At 47.9% G+C, this 13670-nt stretch carries 9 protein-coding genes; 8 read left to right on the top strand and 1 reads right to left on the bottom strand.

What is annotated here, in order from left to right:
* Positions 1-217: 217 nt before the first annotated feature.
* From ABL924_RS09120 to ABL924_RS09155, 8 genes are all read left to right on the top strand, one after another.
* The gene (locus ABL924_RS09120) at positions 218-442 is read left to right on the top strand and encodes a DUF4266 domain-containing protein (protein ID WP_349026778.1); all 225 of its coding nucleotides are present in this window, start codon (positions 218-220) and stop codon (positions 440-442) included.
* Positions 429-3101 carry a DUF3570 domain-containing protein gene (locus ABL924_RS09125; RefSeq protein ID WP_349026779.1) on the top strand — a complete coding sequence of 891 codons (2673 nt, stop codon included), beginning with the start codon at positions 429-431 and terminating at the stop codon, positions 3099-3101. Before ABL924_RS09120 ends, ABL924_RS09125 begins: the two co-directional genes overlap by 14 nt.
* A 461-nt stretch (positions 3102-3562) precedes the next feature.
* Positions 3563-4450 carry a HEAT repeat domain-containing protein gene (locus ABL924_RS09130; protein WP_349026780.1) on the top strand — a complete coding sequence of 296 codons (888 nt, stop codon included), beginning with the start codon at positions 3563-3565 and terminating at the stop codon, positions 4448-4450.
* A gap of 404 nt (positions 4451-4854) precedes the next feature.
* Positions 4855-5079 (top strand): DUF4266 domain-containing protein, encoded by a 225-nt coding sequence (locus ABL924_RS09135; protein WP_349026781.1) that lies wholly within the window; start codon positions 4855-4857, stop codon positions 5077-5079.
* Entirely contained in the window at positions 5066-7864 is a 2799-nt protein-coding gene (locus tag ABL924_RS09140; protein WP_349026782.1) for a DUF3570 domain-containing protein, read from the top strand. Before ABL924_RS09135 ends, ABL924_RS09140 begins: the two co-directional genes overlap by 14 nt.
* An 838-nt stretch (positions 7865-8702) precedes the next feature.
* Positions 8703-9221 (top strand): TlpA disulfide reductase family protein, encoded by a 519-nt coding sequence (locus tag ABL924_RS09145; RefSeq protein WP_349026783.1) that lies wholly within the window; start codon positions 8703-8705, stop codon positions 9219-9221.
* A 183-nt stretch (positions 9222-9404) separates the two neighbouring features.
* Positions 9405-9899: a hypothetical protein gene (locus tag ABL924_RS09150; RefSeq protein ID WP_349026784.1), complete on the top strand. Its 495-nt coding sequence runs from the start codon at positions 9405-9407 to the stop codon at positions 9897-9899.
* A gap of 132 nt (positions 9900-10031) precedes the next feature.
* Entirely contained in the window at positions 10032-12899 is a 2868-nt protein-coding gene (locus ABL924_RS09155) for a DUF3570 domain-containing protein (protein ID WP_349026785.1), read from the top strand.
* Positions 12900-13274: 375 nt separating this feature from the next.
* Here ABL924_RS09155 and ABL924_RS09160 read toward each other — a convergent pair whose 3' ends face one another.
* Positions 13275-13523 (bottom strand): hypothetical protein, encoded by a 249-nt coding sequence (locus ABL924_RS09160; protein WP_349026786.1) that lies wholly within the window; start codon positions 13521-13523, stop codon positions 13275-13277.
* Between the last annotated feature and the right edge of the window lie 147 nt (positions 13524-13670).

Consider the following 13670-nt stretch of genomic DNA (forward strand, 5'->3'; position numbering starts at 1 on the left):
TTCATGTCTCACCCCAACCTACGACCTACGAGTTCGTCATATCGGCAAGGATTGTCGGTATCCAGGAACTATGGATGGCAATTTCTGCCGATATGACGGTTTTGGAAAATATTGATATGTAATCAGTCCACATAGAATTCACAAGTGCAAGGTATTGTCTTTGCAATAGTTATAAAGTCAAGGAAAGACCAGATAATAAAAAAGAGAGGATATACGTATGAAATTGACTGGATTGGCAGCGAAGATGCTTCTGCTTACAGTGGGTGCTTTGCTCGTTGGGTGTACAGCGGTACAACCTTGGGAGCGTGGCAATCTGGCAAAGCCGCAGATGGCTTTAGATCCGTATCCGCTGCAAAATGCCTTAAGGGCGCATAACTACGGCAGCCGCGAGGCGGCGGCGGGCGGTAACGCGGCGCAAGGGGGTGGTTGTGGCTGTTATTAAGGATGCAAAAAAACAACCTGATTTGTCCCTACAGGTGCTAACCACGGCGGCATTAATGCTGCCGGGTTTACTGTCACCCGTAGCGCACTCTGCCGAAGGCGACGAAGTCGATTTCCAGTACAGCCATTATCAGGAAGGTAAACGGAATATTAGCACTGTTGCTACAGATCTCTTGATAGGCAGTAACTCTGTTGCTGGTATCAAATCATTCAACCCAATTGAGGTCGAAAGCCTTCACGGCAGTGCAAAAATTTCCTTAACAGATCGTGTTAAATTTGCCTTTAATTACACGCAAGACACCTGGGGCGGCGCAACGCCGATGACGACAGCTCCCGCTGTTTTTAATACAAACTTCTCTCTGCTTGCTGCTGATGGCTTAACCGTAGTGGGTGCAACACCCTACCTAAGGGGGGAGAAGCCGATACTATTAGATAGCCAGAAAAACCCTCTTCTGGCAAATATAGATCCGAATACTGGGGAAAATATATATATAAAAAACAATCAGTTGACTCATACAATCTCTTATGCTTCACCCGAAACCCGCAAGCAAGGCGATTTTAAGCTGACTTACGAATGGGATGAGGCGGCAGTGAGTGTTGGTGGCGGGATCTCCTTGGAAGATGATTATGAATCTCGGTTTGGCAATATTGGTGGACGTTGGGATCTTAACCAAAAACAGACTACCCTGAACCTAGACTTGAGTTATACCAATAGTGACACCCATGCGATAGTCAATCATGACGCAGCAGTTTATTACGACAGGAGTGCTTATGAGCTACGAGGGAAAATTGAGAAAATAAAGAGCTTAGATAATAAGGAAATTTTACATGGCAATCGCCAAGATTGGGCAACCCATTTTGGCGTAACACAAATCATCAATAAGGATGCCCTGATTGGTGCCGATGTCAGCTACACACGGAGTACCGGCTATATGGCTAATCCGTATAAAGCTGTTAATGTGGTGTTTATAGACCCTGACAAGCAATTTGATCCACCACCTAGCGGTTTTCAAGGAAGCCTTCAAGCACTAGCGGAGCAGCGGCCAGAAGTCCGTAATCAATGGAATCTGGGGGGGCGTTATGTGCAGTACATTAATCCACTGGATGCTGCACTGCATTTTGATTACCACTTTTCGGCGGATGACTGGGGTATTCAAGCACATACCTTTGAAGCGGACTGGGTGCAGCCGGTAGGTTATGGTTGGACAGTCACGCCTAGGGTACGTTACTACTCCCAGGATGCGGCGGATTTTTATACGCCTTGGTTGACAACACAACAAGGGTTTAATTTTAATAAAGATGCCAACGGTAACGCAATTGTCCTGCCTTACGATCCCAGTAAACTGCCGACTAATTTTTCCAGTGACCAACGCTTGTCGGGTTTTGGTGCCTTAAGCGGCGGGGTCACTGTTACCAAGCAGTTTACCAAAGGCTTAAGCCTTGAAACTGGCTTTGAATATTACACACACCAAGGGGGATTGAAGATTGGTGGGGGCGGTGAAGGTGCGTTTTCAAATTATGATTACTGGGTAGCCAACGCGGCTTTAAAAGTCGATTTGGCGGCATTGTCGCTTAACGGCGGCGGGAATGCCCATACTGGGCATCAACATCATAATCACGGCGTACATGCCCCAGCGGGAGTGATGTTCGACCATATGCTTTCCAAGGCGGGTGATTTTATGGTGGGTTACCGTTACATGTACGGCAGTCAAGGTGATCCAATGTTGCACGACAGTAATCCGGTTGGCGACCAAGCAATTGTTGCTAATGGTTGTAGTCCGAATCCCTGTTTTCTTGCTTCCGACAGCATGACCATGAATATGCACATGCTGGACATCATGTATGCCCCTACCGATTGGTTAACTTTGATGCTGATGCCACAGTTTATGGATATGAACATGTCCATGCGAAGGCTTGATGGTGCACCTAGCGATGATTTGGCAGTCAATAATGTTGGTAATCCCATAGATCCAAGCACTGGCACACCATTTAACATAGGGCAACATATTCAACACCACATCCAAAATGGCCATGAAACTGGCGGTATTGGTGACGTGAGCTTATATGCCATGTTCAAGCTGTTTGATAACGGTATGCACCACGTCCATATTACGCCGGGATTCAGCGCCCCCACTGGCGATGTGGATATTCAGTTACAGCGTAACCATAAAGTTGAAGGCGGCTTTATCCATTATGGGATGCAGCTAGGCAGTGGCACTTGGGATTTTAAGCCCAGCCTGACGTATACCGGGCATGTTGACCAATTTTCCTGGGGTGTACAAGCCAATGGTACGGTACGTATGGAAGACCAGAACAAATCAGGCTATGCCTTGGGTGACATGTTCCAGGCGACTACCTGGGGTAGTTATAACCTCACCAATTGGCTGACTGCTTCGGTACGCGGTATGTACACTCTGCAAGGGGCTATTAAAGGCCAATTTAACGGGCAAATTAATCAATATGGCCCGATGGATTACCCACAGAATCATGGTGGTAAATATTGGGATGTCGGTTTTGGTTTAAGCGCAGCAGTTCCTTCCGGCGATCTAGCTGGTAACCGCGTTAGCGTGGAATGGCTGCAACCTGTTGAGGATAACGTCAATGGCTATCAACTGGAGCGTGATGGCGCGTTATCGGCGACCTGGAGTTATCATTTTTAGGGTGGTTTGGGTATGGCCTTCGACAGGTCGAGCGATAGTTTGTCCATTCCATTGGTGGTAAGTCTGTTGATTTCGTTCGTACCCAAAGGGCATGAATGGTGAGCTTGTGCCATTGGCACTTCCTTTGGTCGTCGGAGCATGAACGGAATTAACTTTAGGGGATCTTTAAAAATCAGCAACCCTCTCGGCAACTGCTGAAGTACTGAATGCAGCAAACGCAGGAGCAGTTTGTCGTCCTGCGTTGCCAAGCCACATGGATGTGGTGAATGTGGTTGTACAGGAGCATTTTTCCACCTACTACCTACATCCTTGTAGGCATCCAGCAGGAGATGGAGTCCGTTGCTTTTCCAACTCGTTGTTTCTATTACGGCGAAAAGTTGTGTAGATGCCTATGTCCTTTGGGAAAGGGTTAGGGTTGTCAATGCTTGTTTTTAAATGCCTCATTTTTTAGAGGTTCGTATATGTATTTAGACTTTTTACCACTGTTGCGTAAGCATGCAATTCAGTGCTTTACCGTTGTGCTAATGGGGCTTTCCAGTGTGTGCTTTGCCCAAACTCCTGGGGATAAAGCGCAGACTGATCTCGTTGTCAGCAACAGTAAGGGCGCGGAGTTGCAACTGGAAGTGCGACAAATACCGTTGGCACAAGTGCTGAATGCTATCGCCGAGAAGACCCATGTGCCGATACATTATTCCGTGCTGCCTGAAGGCTTGGTGACGGCCACTTGTGTAGGGACGACGCTCAAAAAGATCTTGGAGTGCTTGCTTGACCGAAAGGCGGATTTAATCGTCCGGTATCCTCGCGCAGATGCCAAAGGTGGCAGCAAGTGGCAAGTAGCAGAAGCCTGGATACTGGGTTCCCGCTTGGATGGCACGGTTGCAAAGGATTGTCCTGCGACAGGAAATATGGTCGATAAAGGCTCACTTGCGCTATGGCAGAACGAGCAAGAAGCAGATGCCGCGGCTAACCAAATTGGTGCCCTTTTGAAAATAACGCAATCTAGAAATGCGGCTGAACGGGCAGATGCCATCGGCGCATTAATAGCAGCGGGACATGAGGGTGATCCTGCTATTAAAGCGGCATTGGAAGAAGCCCTTCACGATAAAGATGCTAATGTCAGGGCGCAAGCGATTTCTAGCCTGTCGCACCGCGAAGATGGCAATGCCGTTGCGGGTGCTATTGAAGAAGCCCTGCATGATGATTCGGTTGATGTCAGGATGATGGCGGTCGATGGCATTACCGATGATGTGGGGCTGTTACAGCAAGCGGTTAACGACAGCGATGAGACCGTGCGGGGGCTGGCGACCCTTAAGTTAGAAGAACTTATGCAACGTCAGAAAAGTAAATGACATTTAAAGGGATCTCTACGTAATTCAAATACCCCTTATCCCTTTGGCATAAGGTTAGGGTGATGTAATTAAAATCAATTAGTTATATCCATTTTTCTAGTCCTTCCGTTGGGCAAAAGTATCTACACAAGTATCTGCCCCTCTCCCGCGAGGAGAGGGAGTTTGCTGCAAGGTTTCACGTGGGTTAAGTGCAACCTTGCGGTTCATGATTTGACACCAATACCGTTAAGTTGATGGGTAATGATAGTAACAATGGAGTGCAAAGCTGGCTTTGCACTCCAGAACATGGCTTAACTTAAGGGTGTTGGTTTTAAACCTAGCCCCGTCTAAGGGCGGCTACTACCCTATGCAAAAACCTAAAGGCCAGGGAAAGGTCATAAAAAATTAACAAGAGATATAACCATATGAGAATGTTTAAACTGACGGCAAAAATACTGTTGCTCACGCTGGGCGTACTGCTCACCGCCTGTACCACGGTACAACCGTGGGAGCGCGGCAACCTAGCCAAGCCGCAAATGGCCTTGGACCCATACCCGCTACAAAGTAGCTTACGGGCGCATAATTACGGCAGCCGCGAGGCTGCGGCGGGCGGCAATGCGGCGCAAGGGGGCGGTTGTGGCTGTTATTAATAAAAAAGATAAGATTCCATCTTTAAAAGCGTTAACCGCTACGGCGTTGTCGTTGCCAGGTTTGCTGTCACCAATTGCCTATGCCGCCGAAGGCGATGAGGTGGATTTTCAGTACAGCCATTATCAGGAAGGTAAGAGGGATATTTTTATAGATAATGCGGATTTATTTGCCACCTCTCCAAAAGCCAAAAGCTTTAATCCGATTGAAGTTGAAAGTCTGCATGGCAGTGCCAAGGTTAGCTTAACTGACCGGATAAAATTTGCTTTTAACTACGTCCAGGATACCTGGGGCGGGGCAACGCCGGTGGCAACCGCACCGGCTGCTTTCAAAGGCAATAAGGCAGCGACTTTTGCAGCGGATGGAATTGTTGTCACAGGATCGTCACCTTATGTCACGGACAAATTAGCACTGGATGCCGAGTTTAATCCTCTAGATGGTGTTTTTTCGGGTGAAATTGATCCCGTCACGCAGCTTGATATTTTTAAATATTCTAAAAACAGTCAGCTTCAGCACATCATGGCGACGGCTTCACCAGAAACCCGCAAGCAAGGTGACTTTAAACTAAGTTATGACTGGGATGAAGTATCAGCAAGTATTGGCGGCGGGGTATCCATAGAAAACGACTACGAATCCCATTTTGGCAACGTGGGAGGCCGTTTCGATTTCAACCAAAAGCAAACGACACTGAATGTTGATTTAAGTTACACCAACAGCGAAACCAAAGCGATACTCGACCACGATTCGTTAGTTAGTGTACAGAACGCGCCGCCTGGGCAGATTGATATTTTAGAAAACTTAGGTAAGGCAAAATTCCTGCACGACAACCGTCAGGATTGGTCTACCCATTTAGGGCTGACCCAGGTGTTAAGTAAAGATGCATTAGTCAGTGCCGACTTTAGTTATACCCGCAGCACCGGTTATATGGGTAATCCCTATAAAGGTGTGGCGATTGCTTTTATTGATCCTGGCCGCCAATTGGGTGCGCCCAAAAATGGATACAACAGCACTGTGTTTAGCTTGCTGGAACAAAGGCCGGAGGAACGTAACCAATGGAATGTGGGTGGGCGGTATGTGCAATATGTTGAGCCGCTTGATGCGGCATTGCATTTCGATTACCGGTTTGCAGCCGATGATTGGGGCATTCAATCCCATACCTTTGAAGCGGATTGGGTACAACCGTTAGGTGCAGGGTGGACGGTTACACCACGCATCCGTTATTACTCGCAAGATGCCGCCAATTTTTATGCGCCTTGGTTGGTTACCCAACAAGCCTTTAGTAAAAATGTGACCGATCAGGCGGGTAACAATATAGTCATCGGTAGCGATGGCAAGGAATATTCATTAATTTTTGATCCTAATACATTTCAAAATTTTCTTGTTGATGCAAAAGGAAATCGGGCGCCTTCTTCAGTCAAAGGAGTAAAGGACAAAAGGGTATTTTACGACCCTAAAAAATTGCCGACTAATTTTTCCAGTGACCATCGTTTGTCCGGTTACGGCACGTTGAGTGGCGGTGTAACCGTTGCCAAGCAATTCGTCAAAGGCCTAACATTAGAAACGGGTTTTGAATATTACACCCATCAAGGCAGCTTAAAAGTTGGTGGCGGCGGCGAGGATGCTTATGCCGATTTTGATTACTGGCTAGCGAATGCGACCTTAAAAGTAGACCTAAATACCTTGGCTTTCGGCGGCGGGGGTAGGGGCAGCCATTTCAATCATCAAAACCATAATGATCATGGTGTCCACGCCCCTGCGGGTGTCATGTTTGACCATATGTTGCCCAAGGCGGGTGATTTCATGGTTGGTTACCGTTACATGTGGAATAGCCAGAGCGGAAATATGCTGCATGGTACAGATCCCATCAGCGATCAAGCGATTATCAACAATGGATGCGTTGAAACAGGGAGCTTAGGTTGTTTCTTAACGCCTGATTCAATGACTATGAGCATGCACATGTTGGATTTGATGGTCGCACCGACCGATTGGTTAACCCTAATGTTAATGCCGCAGTTTATGGATATGGGTATGGATATGCGGTCGTTGGATGGCGCACCACCTGCACCAAACCAGCATGCTACCCACCATATGCAAAATGGTCATGAAACTGGCGGCATCGGGGATTTAGGGATGTATGCCTTGTTCAAGCTATTTGATAACGGCATCCACCATTTACATGTAACAACCGGGATTAGCGCACCGACAGCCGATGTGAATCTACAGTTACGTCGTAATCATGGCATCGATGGCGGTTTTATCGATTACGGTATGCAACTCGGCAGCGGCACTTGGGATTTTAAGCCCAGCTTGACTTATACGGGGCATACTGATGACTTTTCATGGGGAGTACAGGCCAATGGTATTGTGCGGATGGAAGATCACAATAAATCCGGCTACCGCTTAGGCGATATGTTTCAAGGCACGGCATGGGGCGCTTACAACTTGACCAATTGGCTGACAGTTTCCGTGCGTGGGTTGTATACCATGCAAGATGCCATCAAAGGCCAATTTATCGGTGCTAACGGGCAATTTTATAATCCCGTTCTCAATCCTGATGGCACGCAAACTCAAAGCAGCATCCTAAAATTTGGTCCACAAGATTACCCCAACAACTACGGTGGGCGGTTTTGGGATGTCGGCTTTGGCTTGAGTGCGGTCGTGCCGTCCGGCGATCTGGCAGGGAATCGTGTCAGCGTGGAATGGTTACAGCCGGTTGAAGATGATGTCAACGGCTATCAATTGAAACGTGATGGCGCGTTATCGGCGACCTGGAACTACAGTTTTTAGGGGATTTTGTCTAGGGTAAATTCCTAAGAATCCAAAAGTGCCATCGCCTTCCAGGGATGGAGGAAGTGCGGCAGTGAGTATGGAACTCGTGCCGTCTCCCTCAGGGTATAGGTATCTACACAACTTTTCGACGTAATAAAAACAATGAGTTGAAAGAGCAACGGACTCCCTCTCCTACTGGAGGGGGTTGGGGTGAGGAGAATAAAATCAACTATTTACATCCCCTTCATCCCAGCCTTCTCCCTCGAGGGAGAAGGGGCAGATACTTGTGCCCTCAGGGAGAAGGTTGGGATGAGGGATTGTTGACAACCCTCACTCTGGTGCGGGTTACAAACCCCAGCCGGTATCATTAAATTAACTTTGGATACTTCGTTGATAAACAATTTGATTTGTTTTCCTCATTACAAGGATGTAGACCTCTGGCCTGGCCTGCGGCGAGAACCTGTTTTTTCGCCGTATTTTTTTACTTGAATTCAACTAATACCAATCCCAATAAGTTGTTATTTGAATCCCCTCATCCTAATCTTCTCCCACTGGAGAAGGGATAATATGTGAACTTATTGGGATTGGTATAAGACAGGTATCAGTGTTATGAAATTACTGTTGACGTTAGCTTGCTACAACAATCGGCCAACGACGGTGATGACGCTGTACGTAGTTTGGCTTAGACAAGGTTAGAGCGGCTTACCTAGGGTAATCAAGGTAAGCCGTAAAACCCCGTGCTTCAAGAGGCGAAAAATAAATAGCCTTGAGGAAGTGTAACTAAATTGAAGCTATCTGCTGTTACTAAATGGCAGTGATTCAATTGCCCCTTTGTTAAATAAATGAGGTATAACTGATGAAGAAACAACAATTTTTACAATCACTGTTAGCGGTGGTATTTTTTTGCGCCAATCCGTTGGCCTTTGCCGCCGGAGTTGGTAGCCCTATGCCTGCCTGCAATGTGTCACCTATCGGCGAGAGCCAAAGTTCTGACCTGAGCCAGTATAAAGGGCAAGTGTTATATGTCGATTTCTGGGCCTCCTGGTGTGGCCCTTGTGCCAAATCCTTTCCATTTTTAAACGAGATGCACGAGCAACTAAAAGGCCAAGGTTTGCAGATTGTCGGCGTTAATCTGGATGAAAATGCGGACGAAGCGAAAGCCTTTCTGGCTAAATATCCCGCCAGTTTTACTGTAGTGGCGGATGTCAGCAAACAATGTGCTAAGGATTTTGAAGTAAAAGCCATGCCGTCTTCTTATCTTATTGACCGTAAAGGAATTGTGCATCATATCCATCTAGGATTTCGTCCTGGAGAAGCTAAGGAACTAAGGGTATTGGTAGAAAAATTACTGAATGAAAAAGTGGCTGGGCTGTAATCACCTAACCAAATTTGGCTTCAAGGCGGAAGCCGGTCGGCAGGGCGGGTAATGAATTGCCCAAACCTTGTCGGCGATATAGCGGCGGGAACTTCCCGACGTTTCGCTGTTGCAGGGCAATTAATCTGCAACAATCTAAAGGCTAAATGTTAGCTTGCTAACACGATATACGAGGTATTAACGATGAAACTATTCAATCAACTCATAACCGCTTTATTTTTCTCTTTGATTAGCACCAGCGCCGTGTTTGCGCATGGGGAGACGGTTGTTCAAGCACTTGGCAAGACCACCACCGGCGCGGCGGCTACGGATATTTGGAAAATTACCTGCACCAAAGGCCCGGATAAAAAAGGCGGCCCCATTGTCACCCCGACCCGGTTGACTTTTCATGTGATGGATCTTGCCCCCGTCCATCCTGCCGTCATCAGCGTTCAGGCGTTTAAAGGCACGTTGAAGTCGCCGGTGTACAAAGACCCCAAGGATGGCGACAAAGTCTATGGGCCAGCCGGTTTTGCATCCTTGAAAGGCGGACAAGGCGACTACTATCTAAAAATCACCAAGTCGGCATCGACAGTTAAAGGTGTTGAAAAATATATCCCGCAATTTCACTGTTGGAGTGATTCAAGTACAGGAAAAAACCATTCCACCATCAGTTTCAGGTTGATACAAAACCAATAGGCCATTTGTTTACTGAGCCGGACGGGTTATGTTAACCCGTCCGCGATGGTTTTGCGGACAGAACCCGTCGGGTTTAAATGTTGAGGTCGGGGATAGAAACCGCGACCTGCACAGTGATATTGAGGGATAACTATGGCCATACTTACAACAGGCACCAGCACTGAAGTCAAGGATACTTTGTGCCGTTTTACGGCGGCGGCAGCGGTATTGCCAGGTTTGTGTGCTGCCCCCTGTCTGGCGGCAGAAGGCGATGAAGTCGATTTCCAATATAGCCATTATCAGGAAGGTAAAAGGGAGATAACTTCAGAGGGTTTGGGCGATGTTTTAAAAGGAGATAAAAATCCCAATCCAATTGAAGTCGAAAGCCTACATGGTCATGCCAAAGTCAGCTTGAGCGACAGGGTCAAGTTTGCCTTTAATTATGTGCAGGACACTTGGAGCGGTGCCACGCCTATCGCCACCAGCCCGGCTATATTCGGGTTTAACCATGCACTTTCTTCGCCTGATGGCAAAGTACTGTCGGGTTCTTCACCCTATATACAAGGTCAAGATTTTGAACGTATCCTGCTGGACAACAAAAAAAATATTTATCATAGAGATGATTTAACTGGCATCGACAGCTTAACTAACTCCCTTAGCCACATCATCGCCACCGCCTCGCCGGAAACCCGCAAGCAAGGCGATTTTCAGTTGAGCTACAACTGGGACAACGCCGCCATCAGCTTAGGGGGCGGAATTTCCATTGAAGACGACTACGAATCCCGCTTCGGCAACCTGGGCGGACGCTGGGATTTTAACCAGAAACGTACCAGCCTTAACCTGGGCTTGAGTTACACCAATAGCCAGACCAATGCCATTCTGGACCATGATGCCTTGCCTTACATAGAAGACGACAGCTACTTTTTTAATCACACTAACAGAAGAAAAAACACCGAAGATCCAATAATTATATCCGGTATCCGCCAGGACTGGACGACTACCCTAGGCATCAGCCACGTCTTGACCGAAGACACCTTATTGGCTGCCGATGCCGGCTACACTCGCAGCACCGGCTACCAGTCCAATCCTTACAAGTTGACCGAGATCATCTTCGTCAACCCTGACGATTTCCAATCGGGCGATTTGGTCAACCCTAATTATGTCGGCGGTTTTTTGGAACGCCGCCCAGAAGTGCGTAACCAATGGAACGTCGGTGGGCGGGTTGTGCAATATATCCAACCGTTGGATGCGGCGCTGCATTTCGACTACAAATTTTCCGCCGACGACTGGGGTATCGAAACCCATGCCTTTACAGCAGATTGGGTGCAACCCGTGGGCAGCGGTTGGACAATAACCCCCCGCCTCCGCTATTACTCCCAGGATGCGGCGGATTTTTACACCCCATATCTGGTGACGGATCAAGCCTATTCAAAAGATGTGGTAGACGCGGACGGCAACAATATTTATGCAGGATCAGACGGCAAGGATTATACCGAGCAATTCGATATAACAACATTAACCAGTGTCTTCCAAGATACTCAAGGCAACATCAAGCCGGAGTCTGTAGAAGTAACGCAAAAGAAGATTCCTTACGATGCCAAGAAGTTACCTCCGCACTTCTCCAGCGACCAGCGCCTGTCGGGTTTTGGCACCTTGAGCGGCGGCGTGACCATTGAGAAAAAGTTCGCCAAGGGTTTGAGCCTGGAAACTGGTTTTGAATATTACACGCACCAGGGTTCGCTTAAGATTGGCGGCGGTGGTGAGGGCAGTTATGCTGATTATGATTACTGGGTGGCGAATGCGGCACTCAAGGTGGATTTGGACACGCTGTCCAAAGGCATGATGCAGGCGATGGGCGGCATGGATCATTCTGCCCATGCCGGCCATGATATGTCAAAGATGGATCACAGCGGGCATGATATGGCGCAAATGGATCATTCTGCCCATGCAGGACACGGTGGACACCATCACGGTGCGGCTGCACCTGCTGGGGTGATGTCCAGCCACATGCTGGCGAAGGCGGGTGACTGGATGATCGGTTACCGCTTCCAGTGGAGCAACCAAAGCGGTGCCTTGCGTAACGGCACAAGACCTGTCAGCGACCGGGAGTTTATCGCCAAAGGTTGTCCCGGCGGCGTTTGCGCCCTGGCACCGGACAGTATGCCCATGAGTATGCATATGCTGGATTTGATGTACGCCCCGACCGATTGGCTGACCTTGATGCTGATGCCGCAATGGATGGACATGAATATGAAAATGCGTAAATTAGAAGGTGTGCCGCCCTATGACGATAATGTGCCAAGTAGCCATATCAGCCATCATGCCCAAAACGCCCACGAGAGCGGAGGCTTTGGTGATTTGGGGATGTATGCGCTGTTCAAGCTTTATGACGACAGTACCCATCATCTCCACATCACTCCCGGCTTTACCGCGCCGATCGGCGATGTGGATTTACACCTGCGCCGCGGACATCAATCTGACGGTGGCTTTATGCATTATTGCATGCAACTTGGCAGCGGCACATGGGACTTTGCGCCCAATCTGACTTATACCGGCCACCTGGACGATTGGTCTTGGGGAGCGCAGCTAAACGGGGTTGTCCGAATGGGCAACAAAAATAAGTCCGGTTACAGGCTGGGCGACATCTTTCAGGCCACGGCTTGGGGCGGTTACAATATCACGCCGTGGCTTACGGCTACTCTACGTGGAGTTTACACCACTCAAGGCAGTATCCGCGGACAGTATTCCGGGTCTGAGGGCGGCCAGTTCATAACCGGAACAGATAAAGACGGCAATCTTATTTACAGCAGCATTTTAAAATTCGGCTCCATGGATTATCCCAGCAATTACGGCGGGCGTTTTGGCGATGTGGGTTTCGGACTAAGTGCCATGTTCCACTCCGGTTCTTTAGCGGGCAACCATTTCAGTGTGGAATGGCTGCAACCGGTCTACAACGACATGAACGGCTACCAGCAAAATCGTGACGGCACTTTGAACGCAACTTGGGGGATTATGTTTTAGCCTCCTGAGCCGGACGGGTTATGTTAACCCGTCCGCAGCGGTTTTGCCGATTGAACCATTAGGGGTTAAACATTAAGGTCGGGGTTACAAACCCCGACCTGCCTATGGTACAAAGCTAGATTTGTACTCCAGTATTCGCTGTTTATAAAGAATCAAAAAACATGTTTTTTGACTCCGTAATTCTTAACTGTGGGCAATGACGCTCCGGCGTGGGAGACCTCTTTCACCTGGAGTACAAACCTAGGTTTGGTACTCCAGCATTCGCTGTTTATAAGGAATCAAAAACATGTTTTTTGACTCCATATTTCTTAACTGTCGGCAGTGATGTCGTACAGTGGGAACGATAAAACCCCAACCTGTCTATTAATATTCAGCCTAGTTACATTCAAATGTTTCAGGCTGATTTTTACCTTCAATCTGCAAACTGGTAAGACGATCCGCAGTTGCGACTGCACAGGCTAAAGACCCCAGAAAAATACCAATCATTAATGCTTCAAAAATGACATTTTTTACACTGACAAAGCCATGCAAAACATCAATCAATTTCTCATCTTGCTGGTGAGTTGAATACGCATAGTGACCGTTGATATAAGCTAGATGTACACTGCTTTGTGAATTATTCATAATAATCCTCCATAGAATGTTAGTTAATTTGTATTAAGTGTAGACTACAGGGAACCTCTAATAATCCCCTCTCCCTCTGGGAGAGGGCTAGGGTGAGGGATATAATTGCTTGATTTTATTACCCTCATTCCGGCCTTCTCCCAGAGG

The sequence above is a fragment of the Methyloglobulus sp. genome (assembly GCF_040079455.1).
Classification (GTDB): Bacteria; Pseudomonadota; Gammaproteobacteria; order Methylococcales; family Methylomonadaceae; genus Methyloglobulus.

Bases quoted from the DNA above. Each gene is read 5' to 3' on its own strand.
- ABL924_RS09160 (WP_349026786.1), bottom strand. From the start codon at position 13,523: ATGAATAATTCACAAAGCAGTGTACATCTAGCTTATATCAACGGTCAC.
- ABL924_RS09155 (WP_349026785.1), top strand. From the start codon at position 10,032: ATGGCCATACTTACAACAGGCACCAGCACTGAAGTCAAGGATACTTTG.
- ABL924_RS09145 (WP_349026783.1), top strand. From the start codon at position 8,703: ATGAAGAAACAACAATTTTTACAATCACTGTTAGCGGTGGTATTTTTT.
- ABL924_RS09120 (WP_349026778.1), top strand. From the start codon at position 218: ATGAAATTGACTGGATTGGCAGCGAAGATGCTTCTGCTTACAGTGGGT.
- ABL924_RS09135 (WP_349026781.1), top strand. From the start codon at position 4,855: ATGAGAATGTTTAAACTGACGGCAAAAATACTGTTGCTCACGCTGGGC.
- ABL924_RS09130 (WP_349026780.1), top strand. From the start codon at position 3,563: ATGTATTTAGACTTTTTACCACTGTTGCGTAAGCATGCAATTCAGTGC.
- ABL924_RS09150 (WP_349026784.1), top strand. From the start codon at position 9,405: ATGAAACTATTCAATCAACTCATAACCGCTTTATTTTTCTCTTTGATT.